We start from the raw sequence: 20542 nt of genomic DNA, 5'->3' as shown, positions 1-20542 counted from the left end.
AGATTAACCAGAATCGCGCTTTCCTGAATTGGCGGTACAGGCTGGGGAGCCGATGACCGCGAAATGGAAAGTCGCCCTGTTCAAGGCGTAAGCATCGCGCAAAGTCGACCGGCGTGGCGAACAGGGCGCACCCATTCACACTTTCTTTTTCCCAAAATACCCCCGCCGGAGGCTCCCGAAACTTCCCCCAGCGCTGCCGGTTTTTTGGTTCAGCCGATGAGGCCTTCTTTCTGGAAAAGTGCCTTCACATCGGCCTCGGGACGGGCGCCGTAGTGGCTGATGACCTCGGCGGCGGCGATACAGCCCATACGGCCCGAAACCTCAAGGCTCTGGCCGGTCGCGACACCATAAAGGAATCCGGCGGCGAACTGGTCGCCCGCGCCCGTGGCATCCACGGGTACGATCTCGTTGACAGGAACCACAGCTTCTTCGTCCCCCTGCACCAGAACCACGTCATGTCCCGAGCGCGTGCAAACGACCAGACCGCTTTCCGCCGCCGCCTGTTCGAGCGCCGACGAAAGGTCGGTTTGATAGAGCGATTCCCATTCGTGCTGGTTGCCGATCACGAAATCCAGATCGCGCACGAGGCGGCGGAAGTCATCGCGGTGGCGGTCGACACAAAACGGATCGCTGAGCGCGATCCCGGCCTTGCCGCCGCCGTCACGGCACAGCTTGGCGGCGCGCTCGAACGCCTCCTTGCCCTTGTCTTTGTCGTAGAGATAACCTTCGAGGAACAAGAGCTGCGCCTGCCCCGCGACATCGTCTGACACATCTTCCGGCCCCAGCTCGGAGGAAATCCCCAAATAGGTGTTCATCGACCGCTCGCCGTCAGGCGATACAAAGATCATCGAGCGCGACGTGGGCAGCTCGCCGCCCGTAACCGGCGCATTCACGAAATTCGTGCCTTCGGCCTGCATCGAAGACGCGTAGAACCGGCCCAGCGCATCATCGTGCACGCGCCCGATAAAACCTGTCGAGAGACCCAACGACCCCAAGCCAGCGACCGTATTCGCCACCGATCCGCCCGGCGCCTGGGTGCGGTTGGTCATGGCGGCATAGAGCATCTCGCCGCGCTCGCGTTCGACCAGCTGCATGATGCCCTTCTCGATCCCCATCAGGTCAAGAAAGCTGTCATCGGATTGCGAAATCACGTCCACGATGGCGTTGCCGATGCCGACAACCTGGTATTTCTGGCTCACAGTTGTTTTTCCTCGAACATGCAGAGATCCCGGATCAGACAGTTGGCGCACATCGGTTTACGCGCCTTGCAGACATAGCGTCCGTGCAGGATCATCCAGTGATGAGCGTGGAGTTGGAAATCCACGGGAATATTGTCTTCGATGGCGCGTTCCACGGCGACCACGTCCTTGCCCGGGCAAACGCCCGATCGGTTGCCGAAGCGAAAGATATGCGTATCCACCGCCTGCGCCGGATAACGCCACCACATGTTCAACACAACGTTGGCGGTCTTGCGCCCCACTCCCGGCAGGCTTTCCAGCGCGGCACGCGAATTGGGCACCTCGCCGCCGTAGTCGTCGACCAGAATGCGCGACAGCTTCATGACGTTCTTGGCCTTGTTGCGATATAGCCCAATCGTCTTGATGTGCTCGATCAACGCTTCTTCCCCGAGATCCAGCATTTTCTGCGGCGTATCCGCGATCTTGAACAGTTCAGCGGTGGCGCGATTCACACCCACATCCGTCGCCTGTGCCGACAGGGCCACGGCCACGACCAGCGTATACGCATTGACGTGATCCAGCTCGCCCTTGGGCGCCGCATCCGCCTCTTGAAAGCGGGAAAAGATCTCTCGGATCGTGTGATAATCGAGTTGCTTGGCCATGGGCGGCGGTATGCACGGGAAGACCCATGCTGGCAACCCTTGGACGGGTTTAACCCACGGATACACCTTTGCCCGAACAAAAAAGAAGGCCGGGCTTCTGTCCCGGCCTGAAGTCTTGCATGAATTGAAAACCCGAGGTCCAGGCTGGATCAGCCCCGCGCCCCATCGCCTTCATAACAGATATAGCCAGCCTGCCCTTGAAACGCATGTTATTTCTGGCCGGAATTTTTTTTGGATTTCAGGACAGCAGCAAATTGCTTCAGAACGCGCCAAAGCAGGCCTCAGCCGGATTTGTTGCGCTGGGAATCCTTGAGAAGTTTCTCGATGTCATTGAGACGCGCAAGAACCTCGTCCCGGTAGTCATCGGTCCGCCGGTCGGCCTCGACATGGTGTGCATCCTGCATCGAGTTCACCACAAGACCGACGACAAGGTTCAGAACGACGAAAGTGGTCAACAGGATGAACGGCACAAAGAACAACCAAGCATAGGTGTAGGTTTCCATCACAGGGCGCACGATTCCCATCGACCAGCTCTCAAGCGTCATGATCTGGAACAAAGAATAAGCAGACCGACCCAGCGTGCCGAACCATTCGGGAAAGCCTGCCCCGAACAGCTTGGTCGCCATCACCGCGCCGATGTAAAAGATCAGCGTCATCAACAGGAACACCGACCCCATCCCCGGCAGCGCATTGATCAGCCCTTCGATCACCCGACGCAGCGATGGCGCCACGGACACCACACGCAAAAGCCGCAGGATGCGCAGCGCGCGCAACACCGAAAGACCCTGTGCCGCCGGAACAAGCGCGATGCCGACAATCACGAAATCAAACAGGTTCCACCCGTTTCGGAAAAACTGTGCCCGCTGCACGAATAGCTTGGCCAATATCTCGACCACAAAAATCGCAAGACACACACCATCCAGCGTCACCAGCAACGGTCCGGCCACCTCCATCGCCGTCTGCGAGGTCTCCAGCCCTAGAATGATCGCATTGAACAGAATCACACCCAGAATGGTATTGCGAAACGCCTGCGTGTCGATGAATGCGCCAATACGGTCTCGGAGCGTCATGAAAGGAATCCTGTTGTCAGCAAATCGTATCTCTGTGCGGTGTCATATGGGCCACCTGCCCACGGTGACAACCCGGACATGTGGGTTTGTCGACAACAGTTTCCCATTCTGTACTCAAGCCATCTTGGTCGAGCCCCTCTTTGGTGGCAATCTGGTTGCAACGCACCACCGCAACGCGATCCGAAAGCATATTGCAGGAGACGACCATGCAGCATCGACCCAGAGTTCTTGGAACAATCCTTGCGTTGGCGACCTCAATTTCCATGCAGGTAGCTCATGCCGAAGAGAACAACCCGCTAAGCTTTGATCTTGGGGATGGGGCCAACCTGACCTTCTATGGCTATGTCAAAGGCACCTATGTCAAGGACTACGATTTCGACCTGGGTGATACGACCGGCGGTCTGAGTGGCATCGGCTTGCCCGGCGGTCCGGCGGTCGGGGAAAACGAGCGCGCGCATCTCAAGGAAACCCGCATCGGCCTGACCTACACAGCCGGTGATCTCCTGATGAAGCTCGAAGGTGACTTTTTTGGCCCGCACGGGCTGCGTACACGGCTGGCCTATGTCGATTACGCGGGCATTCGCGTGGGCCAGGACTGGAGCAACTTCATGTCGCTCGACAACCTTGCCCCCACGGTCGATTTCCAGGGTCCGGCCGGTGTGCCCTTTGCCCGCCTTCTACAGGCGCGCTACACGTTTTCGCCCGGCGCGAACTGGACGGTTTCAGCCTCGGTCGAAGAAGACGTGGGCAATGACAGCGATCCCCATTTCACCCTTGCCGCACGTCGCGATTTCGAACGCGGTATGGTGCGGTTGGCAGGGCTTTATAGGGACACCACGATTGGCGGCACGCCGGTTGACGGCTGGGGACTCAGCCTTGGCGCCAGCTATGACGTCTGGCAGGGTGGCACGCTGGCGGGTATCTATACCACCGGCGAAAGCATTTCCGACATCCTGGCCTTCGGCATGTCCGGCACGGCGCTGGTCTCTGGTGGCAAGGCCGTGGGTGTCAACGCTGTATCACTTTATTTCCAACAGGAAGTGACCGAGAAACTCACCCTTGCGGCCACATTGGGTATGACCGATCTGGACACCGCCGCGGGCACCGACACCAAGAAGCTATCAACCCTGCACCTGTCGGCCTTCTACAACGTCACCCGCGACCTTCAGCTTGGCCTTGAGTATTTCCGGGGAACGCGCAAACAGGGCAATGGTGTGTCCTTTGACGCAGACCGCCTGACGGCCGGTGTGACCTACACGTTCTGATCCTCCGGGATTCCAAACAGTTTGCTCAAGAATCGGGTCGCCTGCGCCCGGCGGCCTGCCTATTCTGTTGTCTCGTGACAGAGCAGGAGACACGCCATGAGCGACATGGAACAGGGCTATCATTTCAACGTCATGCGCCGCGCCATCGAGCTGATCGACGCGGGCGGCGAGTCCATGACGCTTGAAGAACTGGCGCGAGCCATGGACATGAGCCCGGCGCATTTCCAGCGCCTGTTCACCAAATGGGCGGGCGTATCGCCAAAACGGTTTCAGCAATATCTGACCCTCGGCCACGCCAAGGCGTTGCTGCACGATCACTTCACAACCCTGGAAACCTCGAATGCCGTGGGGCTCTCTGGGTCCGGGCGGCTGCACGACCTCTTCCTTCGCTGGGAGGCGATGAGCCCCGGCGAGTTCGCCAAGCGCGGCGACGGGCTGACGATCTATTGGGGGTGGTTTGACAGCCCCTTCGGCCTGTCTCTGGTGATGGGCACCGAAAAAGGCATCTGCGGCATCGGCTTCGCCGCCGAAACCGGTGAAGAGGAAACCATGCAGGACCTGCTGTCACGCTGGCCCAAGGCGCGTTTCATCGAAGATCCGATGTTCCTGCGCCCCTGGGTGCTGGCGGCTTACAATGCCCAGAGCGGTGATCTCGACAAGGTGCCGGTCTACATGATCGGGTCGGCCCTGCAGATCAAGGTCTGGGAGGCGCTGATGCGCATCCCCTCGGGGCAGGTCTCGACCTATTCCGAGATCGCGCGCGTGATCGGCAACCCACAGGCGGTGCGCGCCGTGGGAACGGCCGTGGGCCGCAACCCGGTCAGCTGGCTGATCCCCTGCCATCGCGCGATGCGCAAATCCGGCGGGCTTGGGGGGTATCACTGGGGCTTGCCGGTCAAACGCGCCCTGCTCGCCTATGAATCGGCCCGCGCTGAGGCCCGATTTCGGGGCTGATGTCGGCACCGAACCGCCGACATTTGATCAAGCAGGCTTGGGATGTGCCAAGTGATCGGCTATATTGTGCCGAAAGCCGCGCAAAAAGCGGTGCAAGACCCGAGGCAACGAGATGACAAGACTTCCCCTGACCCTGTGCGCTGTGTCCGTATTGGCCGTATCGGCCTGTACCGATCCCGGCTATGTGACCGGCAGCTATGAAGAGCGCAGCGAGAAACGCAACACCCAGACCGGCGCAATCCTTGGTGGGATCTTTGGCGCGGGCGCTGCGGCCGCGACGAACAACAACCCGGTTGTAGGGGCCGTCGTCGGTGCGGGGGTCGGAGCGCTCATCGGGGCCGACCTCGATCGCCAGGAAAAGGAATTGCGCGCCTCTCTGGACGACGATGTGCGCATCGAAAACACCGGCGATCGCCTGATCCTGACCATGCCGCAGGACATCCTGTTCAACATCGACAGCGACGTGGTCAGCGCGAGTCTGCGCGACGACCTTCTGAAGGTTGCCAACAGCCTCAACAAGTATCCCGACACCACCGTGCAGGTTCTGGGCCACACCGACAACACCGGGTCGGCCACCCATAACCAGGCGCTTTCGGAACGCCGCGCCAATGCGGTTGCAGATGTGCTGATGGAGGGCGGCGTACCCTTTGGCCGGATCCAGGCGATTGGGCGCGGCGAGGATCAACCCCTTGCCTCGAACCTGAACGAAGAAGGCCGCCGCCAGAACCGCCGGGTGGAAATCGTGATCCTGCCCAACGCGACCTGATCTGACGGTCAATTGCGTGGCCACCGGTTGCAGCGGTAGCCACGCGCCTTACATAAAGCGGACCGTTTTCAAAAACAGGTGCGCACATGCCCCATACTCTCCTCGGCCTTTCCGGTGCTTTGCGTACCGGCTCCACCAACCGCAAACTCCTGCGCGAGGCGGCCCGGCTTTACGGGGCGGATAGCTACATCGAGGCCGATCTCGACCTGCCGCTATACGATGGGGATGACGAAGACCGGGACGGTATTCCCGAGAGCGTCAACCTTTTGATCCGCCAACTTTTTGAGGCTGACGCGGTTCTGATCGCGACGCCCGAATATAATGGCGGCATCACTGGCGTTCTGAAAAACGCACTCGACTGGATCAGCCGCCATTCCGAGAAACCGCTGGTCGGCAAACCCGTCGCCGTGATGAGCGCTGCCGCGGGCCGCGCCGGCGGCGTGCGCGGGCAAACCATGCTGCGCACCTGTCTCGTCCCCTTCCGTCCCCGCATCACCCTCGCACCCGAGGTTGGCATTGCCGACAGCCGCAACGCCTTTGACGCGGACGGCCGGCTGATCAGCGACCGCTATCTTGCCAGCGTTCAAACCCTCATGGACACGCTACGCGCCGACATCGAACGCTAGGCGAGGCACTCCCGCCCTCTTCGGGGCCTTGCGGCCCCTGCCAGAGGTTGGGCGTGGCTCAGCAAAGCTGAGCCTTTTTTGAGTATTTTTGGCAAAACGAAGGAGCGGCGGTTTAAGCGTGATCACGCGCCGTGCTGACCTCGAGAAGGTTTTGATCCGGGTCACGAATATAGAGCGACAGGATCGGTCCCGTTGCCCCGGTGCGCGCAATCGGGCCTTCCTCGACCATGATGCCCAAACGCTCGAAATGGGCCTGCCAGACGTCCAGCGCGGTGTCGCTCAGAAAACAGAGATCGGCAGACCCCGGCGTCGGGTGCGCCGCTTTTGGGTCAAATTCCTGTCCGGCGAGATGCAGGTTTATCTTTTGCCGCCCAAATTTGAGCGCCCAGCGCGTGCTACCGTCCGCAGGTGTGAAGCGTTCCGCCGCCATACCCAGAACCTCGCGATAAAAGGCGATGGTCCGGTCTATATCGGCCACCGTGAGAACCAGGTGATCCAGTGAAGTCAGTGCGGGCATGGCACCCCTTGTCCTTGTGTGTGCACGGGCCTAGCGTGGCCCCATGCAGAATGACCTTTCCACGACCTATCGTCAAAGCGATCCCATCGACCCGGCCCGCGCCTTGGCCTGCCTGATCGCGCTTGATCGCCCCGCCTCGATGGACACCGGTACCCCTTTGCCGCCCTTCTTTCATCACCTCTATTTCTGGCAGGCAATGCCGCCCGGAGAGCTGGGCCGCGATGGCCACCCCAAGGTCGGAGGAATCATTCCCGACATGAGCCTGCCCCGGCGCATGTGGGCGGGTGGGCGGCTGGAATTCCTCGCACCCTTGCGTGCCGGTATTGCCGCGACCAAGACAACCACTGTCGCCAAGGCCGAACACAAAGAGGGGCGCTCGGGGCCTTTGGGCTTTGTCACGCTCTGTCACGAGATTGCACAGGACGGCGCGGTGGTGCTGCGCGAGTATCAGGACCTTGTGTACCGCGAGGATCCCGCGCCGGACGTTGCCAAGCCTACGCCGCCACTGGCCCGAACCGACGAGGATTTCGCCTATATGCGCGGCTTCGACAGCACCTTGTTGTTCCGCTACTCGGCGCTGACCTTCAACGGGCACCGCATCCATTACGATCTCGACTATGCCCGAGACGTCGAAGGTTATGACGGGCTTGTGGTGCATGGGCCTCTGCTGGCCCAACTGCTCATGTTGATGGCCGAGGAAAAGCTCGGGCAATTGCGCAGGTTTTCCTTCCGCGCCACCGCGCCCCTGATGCATTTCGAAGAAGCGGCCTTCTGTTGGGGCGGCGACGGCACCTGTTGGGTGCGGGGACCGGACGGGCGGCAATGCATGATTGCCGAGGCTGGCGCCTGAAGCCTTAGAGAGAGGCTTCTGCGCGGAATCCTTCCGGTATCTGGTCCTTTCCCTCCAGAACGAGGTCGGCCATCACCTCGCTCACGCCCGGCGCCATGCCAAAGCCGATCTTGAACCCGCCATTGGCGATGAATTCCCCACCCCGTAACGGGTGCTGGCCCAGCATCGGTGCCCTGCTCTTGGCCCGCGGGCGCACCCCGGCCCAGCGCTCGATCACAGGCGCACCCGCCAAAAGCGGGAACACTTCACATGCCTGCGCGATCAGATCTTCCAGCAGCCCGTCCGTAGCATCGGGAGACACGTATTCCCGCTCGCTGGTCGAACCCACGGCCAGTGTGCCATCCGCATGTGGCACCACCAGCACCCCGTCCGCCGACGAAAGCGGCGCGCCACGCGCATCCAGCCCGAACAGGGCCGCCTGCCCCTTTACCCCGTTGCCCACCTGCCGGCCCAGCGCGTCGTTCAACCCCTGCAACCCGGCAACCCCGGTGGCCCAGACCACCTTGCCACCGAGGTCCACTGCCTCGTCTGTTTCCACCTCGCCACCCCGTGCGCGGATCGCCCCGGCAAGCGCATGGCAGGCGCGGCGCGGATGCACCCGCGCGCTCAGGGTTTCACGGATCACCTTGCCCGAGGTGCTTGCCGGACACCAATCCCCCGCATCTGCGGCGTCGATCACCTCCCACAACGCCTTGCCCTGCCAGTATGTGGCAGCGTTGACTGACCGCTCTTCGGCCAAGAGCAATGCACGCTCGGTGTTGATCGGCTGCAACCGCCCAACCCGGCCATAGCCGGTGGGCAGGCCCGAGATCTCTTCGACCTCGCGCCAGAAAGCTTCCGCCCCGATCAGACTCTGGAACTGGAACTCCTTGATGGCATTCCATCGTTCCGGCGCGTGGGGCGACAGCATACCAACGATCCCGCCGGAACATCCGGCGGCAATCCCGGTCCGGTCAACCACCCGCACCCGCGCCCCGCGCCGTGCACAGGCCCATCCGGTGGCAAGCCCGTAAATCCCGGCCCCAACAACCGTGACATCCACCATTGCCAAATCACCCCCGCTGGTCCAATCCTGCTGTTCTGACCTTCCATAAGGTATCCACGCATGAGCGACCAGCACGCAGATCTGGACTGGCGCGATGGGGCCATTCCTGTCTCGACCCGGTTCGACGACCCCTATTTCAGCCTCGACAACGGGCTGGCGGAAACCCATCACGTGTTTCTGAGCGGCAATGACCTGCCCAATCGCTTTGCGCCCGGCTTTCACATCGCAGAGCTTGGGTTTGGCACCGGGCTTAACCTGCTGACTGCATGGAAGGCATGGGACGCCTCGGGTCAGACCGCCCCCCTGCGGTTCACCAGTTTTGAGGCTTTCCCGATGTCGGCGGATGAGATGGCCCGCGCGCTTGCCGCTTTTCCCGAGCTGGGCGCGTACCGCGACCGTCTGGTCACGGCCTGGCGCGAGGATCAGACCCTGCGTAGCCTCGACAACATCGACGCGCGGGTGATCATCGGCGACGCACGCGACACACTCGCCCAGCAGGATTTCCAAGCCGATGCGTGGTTCCTTGACGGGTTTTCCCCGGCCAAGAATCCCGAACTCTGGGACGCCGAGCTGATGACGCAAGTCGCCCATCACACAAAACCCGGCGGCACGGCCGCGACCTATTCGGCGGCGGGTTTCGTGCGCCGCAACCTGACCGATGCCGGCTTTGACGTGACCCGCATCCCCGGCTTTGGCCGCAAACGCCACATGACCACCGCGCGAAAGCCCGTCCCATGAGCATTCAAGGCAAGGACAACACCCGTCTTGGCATCCTCCTGATGTGCCTGACAACCTTTGTCTTTGCCATGCAGGACGGCATTTCCCGTCTCTTGGCGGCAGAGTACAATACCTATCTCGTGGTGATGATCCGCTACTGGTTCTTTGCCCTTTTCGTGATCGCAATCTCCGCGCGGCGCAGCGGCGGGTTGAAACACGCCATTGCCACGAAGCACCCGGTGCTACAGGTCTTTCGCGGCGCGTTACTTGCGCTGGAAATCTGTGTGACGGTCATAGCCTTTACCCTGCTCGGCCTGACAGAAACCCACGCCATATTCATCTGCTACCCTTTGATGATCGCCGCACTTTCCGGCCCGGTGCTTGGCGAAAAGGTCGGCTGGCGTCGCTGGGCCGCCATCGGCACCGGAACGCTCGGGGTGATGATCATCCTGCAACCGGGAACCGGTGTGTTTTCGCCTGTGGCCGCCATTCCGCTGCTCGGGGCCGTGATGTTCGCCGTTTACGGGTTGGTCACACGCTATGTCTCTCGTCGTGACAGCTCGCAGGTCAGCTTTTTTTACACCGGCACCGTGGGCTGCGTGGTGATGACCGGGATCGGCGTTTTCTACTGGGAGCCGATCGCCGCCAAGGATTGGGCATGGATGGGCACGCTCTGCTGCACCGGGGCTCTGGGGCACTGGTTGTTGATCAAGACTTACGAGGCAGCCGAAGCCAGCGCGGTTCAGCCCTTTGCCTATCTGCAACTGCCCTTTGCAGCGGCGCTTGGCATGATCGCCTTTGGCGAAACCCTGAGGGTCAACGTGGCCGTCGGCGCGGCGATCGTTGTGGCCGCAGGTCTGTTCACCCTCTGGCGAGAGCGCCAGGCGGCATAGGCGCAGGACAACGTCCGAAACGCGGTCTACCCCTCGACCAGTTCATAGTGATGGATCATCCGGGACTCGACCAGTTCCTCTTCAATCGGGTCGATGTGCGGCATGCGGTGGTCTTCACCGACAAAGTCCTGCAAAGCGGACAGGTCACGCCAGATCATGACAACACTGAACATGCGCGGATCGTCATGCGGCGCACCGGGCAATACCTGAACAATACCGTCCGTCCCCTTCAGCAGGGGAATGGCGGTTTCATAAAAGAATTGGGCAAACGCCTCCTCTTGGTTGGGGCGTGTACGAACTTGGAAAATGCGCATGATCATGGGAGCCTCCCAGTTGGAGCGCCCGCATCGACCTGCTCAATGCTCGCATCCTATCAGAAGACGGCACGCATCACTACCGAATGCTCATCGCAGTGGTTTCACCGTCCCGCCGGCAATCTCCTGTCCAAACGGAACAGGATGAGGGTCTTTGCCAAGCCGCGCACGGTAAACCGGAAGGCTCTCTGACACGCGCATCACGTAATTGCGCGTTTCATTGAAGGGGATCATCTCGATCCAGTCGACCATGTCTTCGGCGCTCTTGCCGCGCGGATCGCCATTGCGCTCCATCCACTGCACAGGCCGCCCCGGCCCCGCGTTATACCCGGCGGACACCATGATGATATTGCCGTCAAACTGATCCCCCAGTCCAGCAAGATAGGCACTTCCAAGCCGCGCATTGTAATCGGGATCGGCGGTCAGCCACGCGTGAGAATAGACCTCGCCCGTCGCCGCCGCCACCTGGCGCGCGGTGTTCGGCATCAACTGCATCAGCCCCCGCGCCCCCGCATGGCTCACCACCACCGGATCAAACTCGCTCTCACGCCGCGCAATCGCCAGCGACAACTCTGTCGGCACGGGCAAATCCATGTTCTTGAGCGAATGCAGCGCATAATACGGCCCCGGCAAGGTGATCCCCCGCCGCACCATATTCTTGCCCAGCATCACTGCCACATGCGGCGCGCCGAGTTCCTGCGCCATTGTCCCCATCTGGCCCAGCCCGACGCGGTCCTGATTCTCGCTCAGATGCACCCAGAACCTTTCGGCAAGGCTCAACTCCCCCGCATCGAGAAACATGCGCGCAGCCTCGTGCACACTGGATGTTGTCCAAGCGGCCTGCCGCCAGTCCGGAAACACCTCATCGCCCCGCAGCGACTCGTCCCAGCCCATCCCGGCCTTTTCCGCCGCCAGCAACCCGTAAAAACTCGTTTGATGGGCACCACCAGCGGCATAGGCCTTCTGTGCGGTTTCCGCATCGCCCATCGCCTCATAGGCCCTGCCCATCCAATACCCCGCACGCCCAAGAGAAATTGGCGTCTCCACCGATTGCGCAAAGCGTACGAAATGCGCCGCCGCCAGCTCGGGCTGGTTAAGGAACCGCAACGCGATATAGCCGGCCAGCCACTCGCAATCGGAAAACCCATAGCCGATGTCCGGGGCCATCCCATGCACTGCAGCGATGTCATAAGCCGTCTGATAGTTCCCGGCGCGCATCTCGCTGCGCACGAGAGAGCGGCGGCGCGGCGCCCATTCCGCAGGTTCACCCAGAGTCTTGGCCCGGCTCCGCTCCAGCAGGATTTCAATCGCCGCCTCGTCACGCCCCTTGCGATGCCGCCAGACAAAACGCTCATAGGCCAACCCCGGATCATCTTGCAACGCCTGCGGAACTGCTGCAATCAGCGTATCCACGCCCTTGACCTGATCGCGCAGACCCAGCCGCGCCTTGGCCAACAGAACCCAGCTCTCGGGCACCAATGGATACATGCGTTCCGCGTTGGTTTCCCAGCCCTTCCACAGCATCGCGTCAAGCCGCGCCGTGTGGTGCGGCGCAAGTAGCTTGCCGTATCGTTCGATGAATTGTGCCTGCGTGCCCGCGTCCATCGCCATCGTGCGCCAGGCTACCACGATCCCGGCTTCCGCCGCGCCCTGCTCACCCTCTGCGCGCAACACGTCCGCATGGCTCAGCGCACCAATTGCCGTCTGGGCGGGGCCATGCACATAGAATGACAATTTTTGCCGGGTCGAAGCGTCTTCGAAGGCCTCTTCCGACTGCTTGCGCAAATAATCCAGCCCCGGCCAGTCGCCCCGCCGTTCGAGAAACGCCAGAACCTCGTCGGGAGAACCTTCACCCGCACGCAGCCTGTGCCACTCCACGATATCGCGGGCCACCGGGCCAATCGGACGCACCGCTTCTGCGGCCTCTGTCCAATCCTTGGCACGCACGGCCTGCAAAGCCGCCTTGAGCTGCGCATTGTCCTGCGCCGAAACCGGGATAACCAAAGAAACCAACACAAACAGTGCCAGGAGGAGACGCAACATGGCTTGCAATTTCCAATGCAAAAACGGATAGAGCCTGAACAATAAATCGCGGTCCAGCCTGCCTTCAACTCACAATCTTGGCAAGGCGGCGACTTATCGCTAGTGTCCGCGCGATTTCAATCCGGGCGATTTCCGCCCAGCTGCGCAAAAAAAGGAGCGTGCCATGTTCAAAGGGTCCTTCCCCGCACTCGTCACGCCGTTCACGAACGGCGAGCTGGATCTGGAAACGCTCAAGAAGCTGGTCGAATGGCATATCGGTGAAGGCACAAACGGCTTTGTTCCCGTCGGCACCACCGGCGAAAGCCCGACCCTGACCCATGCCGAACACGAATCCGTGGTCGAAGAGGTCGTGCGCGCCACCGCAGGCCGCGTGCCCGTCATCGCCGGTGCCGGGTCCAACAACACGCTCGAAGCGATCCGCCTTGCCCAGCATGCCGAAAAGGTCGGGGCCGACGCGATCCTCGTCGTCACGCCCTACTACAACAAGCCGACCCAGCGCGGCCTGATCGCGCATTTCACCGCCGTGCATGATTGCTGTGAACTGCCGATCATCATCTACAACATCCCCGGCCGCTCGGTTGTCGACATGACCCCGGAGACCATGGGCGAACTGGCCAAACTGCCCCGCATCGCGGGCGTCAAGGATGCGACCGGCGACCTGGCGCGCGTCAGCCAGCAGCGCAGCACCTGTGGACCCGATTTCATCCAGCTCTCGGGCGAAGACGCGACCGCCTTGGGGTTCAATGCTCACGGCGGCGTCGGTTGCATATCGGTCACGGCCAACGTCGCGCCCAAGCTCTGCGCCGAGTTCCAGGCTGCGACGCTGGCGGGCGATTATGCCAAGGCGCTGGAATACCAGGACAGGCTGATGCCCCTGCACGAGGCCATCTTTGTCGAACCGGGCCTCGTGGGCGCAAAATATGCCATGTCCCGCCTTGGTCTGTGCAGCGACGAAGTGCGCCTGCCCCTGACCGGCCTGACCGATGAAACCAAGGCCCAGATCGACGCCGCGATGCGGCACGCCGGTCTGCTCTGAGCGCAAGGTATCCCCGAAAAAAAAGCCCCGGTCGTGTGACCGGGGCTTTTTTGTCATCGTAACCCTATCCTTGGGGCGTGTACCAGATCGGCGTTGTATAGGCACGTTCCTGTTGTTCCGTCGGCGCCCCTTCCGGCATCTCCGCCCCAAGCCTCACCACGTCGTAGACGTACCAGGGCGGGGTTGGGATCTCGAGCACCCGCACATAGTAGAACGCCCGCTGGCTGGCATCGAAATCCGGGTCTTCCCAGACCGCCACCAGCTCGGGCGCCCCGATCGAGTTGCTCCAAGTCGCGGTAGCAACATCCACCGTGCTCCCCACCGCGGGCACCTTCCCGTTTTCTCCCGGCGCGCGATCACCCGACCAGGCCACGTCATAGACCTTCTCACCGGTCGTGCCATCTGCATTCACCCAGCCTTTGACAATCTGGATGCGATCCAGATTGGCCCCGATCGGATCACGCAACGCCGCCACAAGGAACGTGGGCGCCTTGCCCTCGGGCGCGGCAACCAGATCGCCACCCATGGGAACACCCTTGAGATACCCCACGGCAGACACCTCGCGGGTTTGCAGATCGGATTGGGCAAAGTCATACCCGCCAAAGAACCGCACGCTCATACGCGGCCCCGTGGTGCCATAAACCTCTTTGCGATCCATCGCGTCAAACAGCGACTCCCGCGTGTTTTCATGTGCCCAAACCGCCGTCAGCCCAGACGACAGCATCTGCCACGCAAACAGTTCGCCATTTTCGTTTTTCATGAATGGGTGGGTCATGCGTTCCGCCGACGGCTCGTACCCCGCATGCTTGCCCCAGAAGTTTTCTTCTTCGGCAGTGGCCAGCGAAGTATGGGAATCCGTCGCCGCGATCATCCCGAACTTATAGGGGTTGGTCCCAAGCTTTTCTTCCAGCACCAGACCGTTCTTGAGCGCTTCGCGGGCATACTCATACTGAAGCATGTCTTCTGTCTTGGCTTCACTCAGGTCAAGATTGCCAACGTCCCAGTTGTAATAGTCCGCGTACTCGTCATCCGGCGACAGGAACGGATGCGCCTCGCCATCGCCCTTGATCTGCGTAACCTCGTACATGCGCTCCCACTTGGCGCGCTGCTGGACATAGGTCTCGTCAATCGCACGCCCACTATACTGGGCATCCACCGGGAACATGATCCCGTTGGACAGGTTGCCGTTATGGGCAAAGGCCATGGCCGCACCGTTGGTCTTTTCCTCGTAAGCCTCAAGGTACTTGTAGAGATCGAGCGGATCGGTGCTGCCAATCGGGGCCTGCGTGGTATATGGCACCACCAGCCCTGCCCGCTCTCTGCCATCGCGGAAGATCACGTTGCGGTGCATGTTGCCGCCGTTGACCAGCGAGGTCCATTCAAAGCCGATGAAAGCGGTGAACTCACCCGGCTCGTTATAGCGCTCGGCGGCATCAATCACCTGTCCCCAGATGTTGGAATAGACACGGGCGCCCGGCGAATATTGCGCAAACATCTCGGGGTCCATCTCACCCTGCGAGAAGGTTGTGATCAGGTCCAGCGCCGAATTGACGGCCTCCTGTCCCCCCGCCCGAAAGCCCTTGGACCAGCGCGCGCCCTGTTCGTATTTCGTGATGTTGGGCGAGGCAGACAGTGCATCTATGATCATGCCCATGCCATCGGAATGGTCGGTCACCGCCAACCAGTCCAGCGGCCGCGACAGGCGCACGGGCAACCCGGTCGACGACATCACCTGTTCGCCGCGCGCAAACCGGTACGCTTCATCAAGACCCAGCCGGTTACCGAATCCCCCCGCGTCCATGCTCAATGCGGTATGAAGGTGATTGTCTCCCCAAAGCGGACGCTCCGGGAACTTTCGCTCGGCATATGGAGAGTAGGGTTTGCCCGCCGGGAAGACGCCCTCCAATTGTTCTGCACTTCCTTGATATTCTTGTGCCATTGCGGGCACCGCGCCCACTGTCAGCACGGACAAAGCCGTCGCCAAAACTGCATTTTTCATGATGCACACCCCCTTGAAAGAAACCAAAATAACGATCTTCGCGCTCCGGTAGACTCAGCTTAGCGCAAAACACTCGACAAAATCACAAATTTTGCAAAAAAGGCTCATCCCGCATCAGTTGGCTTGCGCGCCGCGCGCCGCGCCAGTTTGTCCGCGAGGCTGGGTCCCACGCCCGGACGCGACCATGGACAGACCGAAATACAAATCGCACAGCCATGGGTCTGGTTGAAGAATGGCAGGCATTTGTCAAAGTCGACATACCACTTCACCTCGCCACGTACCGTCTGCTTTTGAGGGAAAATCGCTTCGGGGGGACAAGCATCCTCACAGACCCGACAATGCGCACAAAACCCATCAACCCCCGCTTCTACCGGCGGAGTGGGCACAAACGGCGCGTCGGTCAGCACGGCAGAGAGCCGAAACGAAGACCCCACGCGTGGATTGATGATCGAACCATGCTTGCCCAACTCGCCGAATCCACAGGCCAGCGCGGGCGGGATCATCAGCAGCGCCCCAGTCATCGGCCCCGTGACCGGTTCGGCCTCCCACCCCTGCTCAAGCAGCCATCCCGCCACCTTTTTGGCGACGGCTGCCGCGCGTCCATACTGCGCCATGACTTCAAGCCCGGCCGCCGGGTCGGGTGCTTGCGAAATCTCGGCATAGTCATGCTGAACCCCCAGCATAATCACACGCGATCGCGTGATCTCGTGACCTTGCATCACCCATTCGGGCCGCATCTCGGCCACGCCGGTCAATTCACAATCCCCGGCTGTCACAAACGCCGCAAGCGCCTCGGTCCAGTCATCCCGCTCGACCCGCTGTTCGGCCAATGCTGGCAAGGGCGCGTCCAGCACCACCTGCCGCGCGGCCCGCGCGTCTGCAAAAGCAGGTTCCTTGGCCGACTGACGATAGAAATACGCCTGAAGATCGCCATGAGGGATCTCGCTCGGATCCGGCGCCCAATACACCATGCGCGCCGCGCGCGGCTCTGCCTCGCCCAAACCGTTGATCACATTGCCCGACACATCCGGCACAAGCTTCAACTGCTCGGGATCAGGTGCAAAAGGTCGAAGATCAGAAACACGCGGCATGGCTCCAGCCTAACGACCGCGCCCTGTCTGGCAAGAGTCATGATCCAGCCAGATCACACCGACGCCGACACTTTCTTTTTCCGAAAATACCCTGGGGGAGTCACAGCCGCGCTGTGACGGGGGCAAAGCCCCCTAAACCACCGCCATCACCAACGCAAGCACCCCGGCACCGATGACGGCTCCGCCGACCCCGCCCATCAGGGCCACGGGCCACAAGCGCGGCTTGACCTCTTCCACCGGCGTTGCCTGCCGGATCAGCGCTTCTTCCACCAGCCCCGGCAACCGCGGCCCGAACCGCGCCAGCACGCGCGCCGTCTTGAGCAAATCCCGCCCAAAGGCGCGCGGCCCAATGCTGTCCTTGATGTAACCCGCCACCACCGGCTTGGCGACATCCCAGATGTTCACCCCAGGATCCAGCGAGCGCGCCACACCTTCGACCACGACCATCGTGCGCTGCAACAGGATCAGCTCGGTCCGGGTTTCCATCCCGAACCGCTCGGTCACCTCAAAGAGATAGTTCAGCAGCCGCCCCATGGAAATCCGCGTCGCGTCCATGCCAAAGATCGGCTCACCCACGGCCCGCAGCGCCCGCGCGAACTCATCCACATCCCGGTCCGCCGGCACGTATCCGGCCTCGAAATGCACTTCGGCCACACGCATGTAATCGCGCTGGATGAACCCATAGAGGATCTCTGCATAGACCCTCCGCGTGTATTCATCGATATGGCCCATGATCCCGAAATCATAGGCAATGACATCGCCATTCGCGGCCACCTTCAGGTTGCCCTGATGCATATCCGCGTGGAAATACCCGTCGCGCAACGCATGGCTCAGGAACAGCTCCAGCACCCGGCTGCCAAGCGCATGCCGGTCATGCCCCGCCGCATCCAGCGCCGCGTTGTCACCCAGCGGCGCACCCTCGGCCCAGCCCAGCGTCATCACCCGCCGCCCCGAGAACTCCCACTTGACCTCTGGCACCTGGAATCCGGCGTCATCCTTGGTGTTGGCTGCAAACTCGCTGGCCGAAGACGCCTCCAGCCGCAAATCCAGCTCACCCGTCACCACCCCGTCGAAATGCTCGATCACGTCACGCGGACGCAATCGGCGCGACGCGGGGGACAGGAACTCGATCGTGTCGGCGGCGAAATAGAACGCATCAATATCCTTGCGAAACGCCCGTTCGATTCCCGGACGCAACACCTTGACCGCCACCTCTTCGCCGGTTTCGCTCAGCCGGGCGCGATGCACCTGTGCAATCGACGCCGCCGCGACCGGCTCGGAAAACTCCGAAAACACCTCATCCACCGAGCGGTCCAGCTCGACCTGTACCGCCTGTTTCGCCAACTCGATGGAAAACGGCGGCAACTTGTCCTGCAACACGCGCAGCTCGGTCGCCATGCTTTCGCCCACCACGTCGGGGCGCGTCGAAAGCACCTGGCCGAACTTGATATAGGCCGGGCCCAGCGCCGTCAGCGCCCGCGGCACCGGCGGCATCGCCGGGTCACCCTTGTAGCCAAGCCACTGAAACGGCCAGACCAGCCCGCGCGCCGCAATCCGGATCAGCCGGGGCGCTTCAAAGGCATCCAGCACCACTTTCATGGCGCCCGTCCGCTCAAGCGTCGCGCCCGTACGGATCAGGCGCAGGATGTTATGCGGCCCTCTCACAGCTTCCAGCCCGAATGCAGCGCGGCAATGCCCAGCGTCAGGTTGCGATACTTGGCATTGCCGAACCCGGCGGCCTTGACCATGTCCAGAAACGTTTCCTGATCCGGGAACTTGCGGATCGATTCCACAAGATACTGATAGCTGTCCCGGTCATTGGCAATCGCCTGCCCCATGCGCGGGATGATGTTGAAGGAATAGAGGTCATAGACCTTCTGCATCATGTCATTCGGGATCTGGCTGAACTCCAGCACCATCAGACGCCCGCCCGGTTTCAAAACCCGGTAGGCTTCGTTCAGCGCCTCTTGCGGGCGGGTGACGTTCCGAATGCCAAAACTGATCGTGTAAACGTCGAACGTGTTATCCTCGAATGGCAGAGCCATCGCATCGCCCACCACCCAGTTCAGGCTTTCCGCCATCTGGTCGGCCTCGGCGCGCTTGCGTCCCTCGACCAGCATCGGCTCGGTCAGGTCAAGCACCGTGGCATGCCCGTGCCCGGCGCGCTTCAGGAACCGGAACGAGATGTCCCCGGTGCCCCCGGCCACATCCAGCAGACGTTGACCCGGGCGCGGCGCAAGCCAGTCCATCATGGCGTCTTTCCAGACCCGGTGAATGCCCATCGACATCACGTCGTTCATAATGTCGTATTTGCTGGCAACAGAGTTGAAAACCCCCTGCACCTTGCCGGCTTTTTCCGCCTCGGGGACCGTGGTGAACCCGAAATGTGTGGTGGTCTGATCTTTGTCGCTCATGGCCCCGACCGTCTTGATACGTCCCGCACTACATATAGAGGCTTTGGAGGGCATACAATGCGGCGATTTCTTTGACTGAAACACTGGCCAGCGCCCGTTCGCGAGCAGCGAAAATGCCCTGATCCCGGCCACGGATACACTTGCTTCACGCGCGTACCACTACCGCAGAAACCGACTCCCTCTGCGGCTTGCTTTATGCAAAACAGGAACGGCGCAACAATCTCCGAGGCCGCCCATGCCCGAACTGCCCGAAGTTGAAACCGTTCGTCGCGGCCTGCAACCCGCCATGGAAAGCGCGATCATCGCAACCGCACAGGTCAACCGCCCCGACCTGCGCTGGCCCTTCCCCGAAAACATGGCGCAACGACTGACCGGCGCGCGTGTCGACCAGCTGCGCCGTCGTTCCAAATACATCCTCGCCGATCTCTCGACCGGGGAAACTCTGCTGATCCATCTGGGCATGTCGGGCCGCATGACCGTGTCTGGCGATCCTTTGGGCCAGTTCGTGCATGAGCACCCCAAGGCCGAAAAACACGATCATGTTGTGTTCGACATGGACAATGGCGCGCGCATCACCTTCAACGACCCGCGACGCTTTGGCGCGATGGACCTCTTGCGGACACCACAAATCGACACCCACCCGCTTCTGGCCAAGCTTGGACCCGAACCCCTGGGCAACAGTTTTCACGAAACTTACCTCGTAGAGCGACTCAAGGGGCGCAACACCCCGATCAAATCCGCGCTTCTGGATCAGCGCATCGTGGCCGGGCTGGGCAATATCTATGTGTGCGAGGCCCTGTTCCGGGCCGGAATAACACCACGTCGCAAGGCCGGAGCGCTGTCTTCCAGACGTGTACATGCGCTTGTCCCAATCATCCGCGACGTGCTCTCCGAAGCCATTGCCGCCGGGGGATCGTCGCTCAGGGATTTCCGCCAAGCCGATGGCGAGCTTGGCTATTTTCAGCACAGTTTCGATGTCTACGGACGCGAAGGAGAGCGCTGCCGAAAGACGGGGTGCGATGGCACGATCCGGCGAATCACGCAGTCCGGGAGATCTTCCTTCTACTGCGCGCAATGCCAAAGATAACTTGATCCATGGCGC

At 61.4% G+C, this 20542-nt stretch carries 20 protein-coding genes; 9 read left to right on the top strand and 11 right to left on the bottom strand.

The window, feature by feature from the left end; translation table 11 throughout:
- Nucleotides 1-209: 209 nt before the first annotated feature.
- The 3 genes from ACS3QZ_RS15415 to ACS3QZ_RS15405 form a co-directional block, all read right to left on the bottom strand.
- On the bottom strand, nucleotides 210-1199 hold the full coding sequence (locus ACS3QZ_RS15415; protein ID WP_456038641.1) for an adenosine kinase: 990 nt from the start codon (nucleotides 1197-1199) through the stop codon (nucleotides 210-212).
- Nucleotides 1196-1840, bottom strand: coding sequence for an endonuclease III (gene nth / locus ACS3QZ_RS15410; RefSeq protein WP_456038640.1), 645 nt, complete (start codon nucleotides 1838-1840; stop codon nucleotides 1196-1198). Before nth ends, ACS3QZ_RS15415 begins: the two co-directional genes overlap by 4 nt.
- A gap of 281 nt (nucleotides 1841-2121) precedes the next feature.
- Nucleotides 2122-2910 carry an ion transporter gene (locus ACS3QZ_RS15405; protein ID WP_456038639.1) on the bottom strand — a complete coding sequence of 263 codons (789 nt, stop codon included), beginning with the start codon at nucleotides 2908-2910 and terminating at the stop codon, nucleotides 2122-2124.
- Nucleotides 2911-3116: 206 nt separating this feature from the next.
- Between ACS3QZ_RS15405 and ACS3QZ_RS15400 the strand changes: the two genes are divergently transcribed.
- From ACS3QZ_RS15400 to ACS3QZ_RS15385, 4 genes are all read left to right on the top strand, one after another.
- Complete coding sequence (locus tag ACS3QZ_RS15400) at nucleotides 3117-4175, top strand: DcaP family trimeric outer membrane transporter (RefSeq protein WP_456038638.1); 1059 nt, start codon at nucleotides 3117-3119, stop codon at nucleotides 4173-4175.
- 96 nt (nucleotides 4176-4271) lie between these two features.
- The gene (locus ACS3QZ_RS15395) at nucleotides 4272-5129 is read left to right on the top strand and encodes a bifunctional helix-turn-helix domain-containing protein/methylated-DNA--[protein]-cysteine S-methyltransferase (protein WP_456038637.1); all 858 of its coding nucleotides are present in this window, start codon (nucleotides 4272-4274) and stop codon (nucleotides 5127-5129) included.
- 112 nt (nucleotides 5130-5241) lie between these two features.
- The gene (locus tag ACS3QZ_RS15390) at nucleotides 5242-5895 is read left to right on the top strand and encodes a YiaD family glycine zipper/OmpA-like lipoprotein (protein WP_456038636.1); all 654 of its coding nucleotides are present in this window, start codon (nucleotides 5242-5244) and stop codon (nucleotides 5893-5895) included.
- An 86-nt stretch (nucleotides 5896-5981) separates the two neighbouring features.
- On the top strand, nucleotides 5982-6521 hold the full coding sequence (locus tag ACS3QZ_RS15385; protein WP_456038635.1) for an NADPH-dependent FMN reductase: 540 nt from the start codon (nucleotides 5982-5984) through the stop codon (nucleotides 6519-6521).
- Between the two features lie 112 nt (nucleotides 6522-6633).
- Here ACS3QZ_RS15385 and ACS3QZ_RS15380 read toward each other — a convergent pair whose 3' ends face one another.
- Nucleotides 6634-7038 (bottom strand): VOC family protein, encoded by a 405-nt coding sequence (locus tag ACS3QZ_RS15380; protein WP_456038634.1) that lies wholly within the window; start codon nucleotides 7036-7038, stop codon nucleotides 6634-6636.
- Nucleotides 7039-7081: 43 nt separating this feature from the next.
- Between ACS3QZ_RS15380 and ACS3QZ_RS15375 the strand changes: the two genes are divergently transcribed.
- The gene (locus tag ACS3QZ_RS15375; RefSeq protein WP_456038633.1) at nucleotides 7082-7888 is read left to right on the top strand and encodes an HTD2 family dehydratase; all 807 of its coding nucleotides are present in this window, start codon (nucleotides 7082-7084) and stop codon (nucleotides 7886-7888) included.
- 4 nt (nucleotides 7889-7892) lie between these two features.
- Here the strand turns inward: ACS3QZ_RS15375 and ACS3QZ_RS15370 are convergent, their stop codons facing one another.
- Nucleotides 7893-8933 (bottom strand): NAD(P)/FAD-dependent oxidoreductase, encoded by a 1041-nt coding sequence (locus ACS3QZ_RS15370; RefSeq protein ID WP_456038632.1) that lies wholly within the window; start codon nucleotides 8931-8933, stop codon nucleotides 7893-7895.
- Nucleotides 8934-8993: 60 nt separating this feature from the next.
- On the opposite strand from ACS3QZ_RS15370, the gene mnmC2 reads away from it, so the two are divergent.
- Together mnmC2 and ACS3QZ_RS15360 are read left to right on the top strand one after the other, a co-directional pair.
- Nucleotides 8994-9671, top strand: coding sequence for a tRNA (5-methylaminomethyl-2-thiouridine)(34)-methyltransferase MnmC2 (mnmC2, locus tag ACS3QZ_RS15365; protein ID WP_456038631.1), 678 nt, complete (start codon nucleotides 8994-8996; stop codon nucleotides 9669-9671).
- Nucleotides 9668-10543 carry a DMT family transporter gene (locus tag ACS3QZ_RS15360; protein ID WP_456038630.1) on the top strand — a complete coding sequence of 292 codons (876 nt, stop codon included), beginning with the start codon at nucleotides 9668-9670 and terminating at the stop codon, nucleotides 10541-10543. Before mnmC2 ends, ACS3QZ_RS15360 begins: the two co-directional genes overlap by 4 nt.
- Nucleotides 10544-10569: 26 nt before the next feature.
- Here the strand turns inward: ACS3QZ_RS15360 and ACS3QZ_RS15355 are convergent, their stop codons facing one another.
- Both ACS3QZ_RS15355 and ACS3QZ_RS15350 read right to left on the bottom strand, forming a co-directional pair.
- Nucleotides 10570-10863, bottom strand: coding sequence for an antibiotic biosynthesis monooxygenase family protein (locus ACS3QZ_RS15355; protein WP_456038629.1), 294 nt, complete (start codon nucleotides 10861-10863; stop codon nucleotides 10570-10572).
- A gap of 84 nt (nucleotides 10864-10947) precedes the next feature.
- A complete protein-coding gene (locus ACS3QZ_RS15350) occupies nucleotides 10948-12900 on the bottom strand; it encodes a lytic transglycosylase domain-containing protein (protein WP_456038628.1) in 1953 nt (650 codons plus the stop codon).
- 163 nt (nucleotides 12901-13063) lie between these two features.
- Between ACS3QZ_RS15350 and dapA the strand changes: the two genes are divergently transcribed.
- Nucleotides 13064-13936 carry a 4-hydroxy-tetrahydrodipicolinate synthase gene (dapA, locus tag ACS3QZ_RS15345; protein WP_456038627.1) on the top strand — a complete coding sequence of 291 codons (873 nt, stop codon included), beginning with the start codon at nucleotides 13064-13066 and terminating at the stop codon, nucleotides 13934-13936.
- A gap of 64 nt (nucleotides 13937-14000) precedes the next feature.
- Here dapA and ACS3QZ_RS15340 read toward each other — a convergent pair whose 3' ends face one another.
- From ACS3QZ_RS15340 to ubiE, 4 genes are all read right to left on the bottom strand, one after another.
- Nucleotides 14001-15935 carry a DUF3604 domain-containing protein gene (locus tag ACS3QZ_RS15340; protein ID WP_456038626.1) on the bottom strand — a complete coding sequence of 645 codons (1935 nt, stop codon included), beginning with the start codon at nucleotides 15933-15935 and terminating at the stop codon, nucleotides 14001-14003.
- Between the two features lie 104 nt (nucleotides 15936-16039).
- A complete protein-coding gene (locus ACS3QZ_RS15335) occupies nucleotides 16040-17026 on the bottom strand; it encodes a 4Fe-4S dicluster domain-containing protein (RefSeq protein ID WP_456038625.1) in 987 nt (328 codons plus the stop codon).
- A 132-nt stretch (nucleotides 17027-17158) separates the two neighbouring features.
- On the bottom strand, nucleotides 17159-18691 hold the full coding sequence (ubiB, locus tag ACS3QZ_RS15330) for a 2-polyprenylphenol 6-hydroxylase (protein ID WP_456038624.1): 1533 nt from the start codon (nucleotides 18689-18691) through the stop codon (nucleotides 17159-17161).
- Nucleotides 18688-19440: a bifunctional demethylmenaquinone methyltransferase/2-methoxy-6-polyprenyl-1,4-benzoquinol methylase UbiE gene (gene ubiE, locus ACS3QZ_RS15325; protein ID WP_456038623.1), complete on the bottom strand. Its 753-nt coding sequence runs from the start codon at nucleotides 19438-19440 to the stop codon at nucleotides 18688-18690. The genes ubiB and ubiE overlap by 4 nt, the downstream gene beginning before the upstream one ends.
- A gap of 235 nt (nucleotides 19441-19675) precedes the next feature.
- Here ubiE and mutM point away from each other — a divergent pair, with 235 nt between their 5' ends.
- Nucleotides 19676-20527, top strand: coding sequence for a bifunctional DNA-formamidopyrimidine glycosylase/DNA-(apurinic or apyrimidinic site) lyase (mutM, locus tag ACS3QZ_RS15320; protein WP_456038622.1), 852 nt, complete (start codon nucleotides 19676-19678; stop codon nucleotides 20525-20527).
- Nucleotides 20528-20542 lie beyond the last annotated feature (15 nt).

This window comes from Shimia sp. W99 (assembly GCF_053851455.3).
Note: the sequence above shows the minus strand (reverse complement) of the source record. Positions and strands in the feature narration are given on the sequence as shown.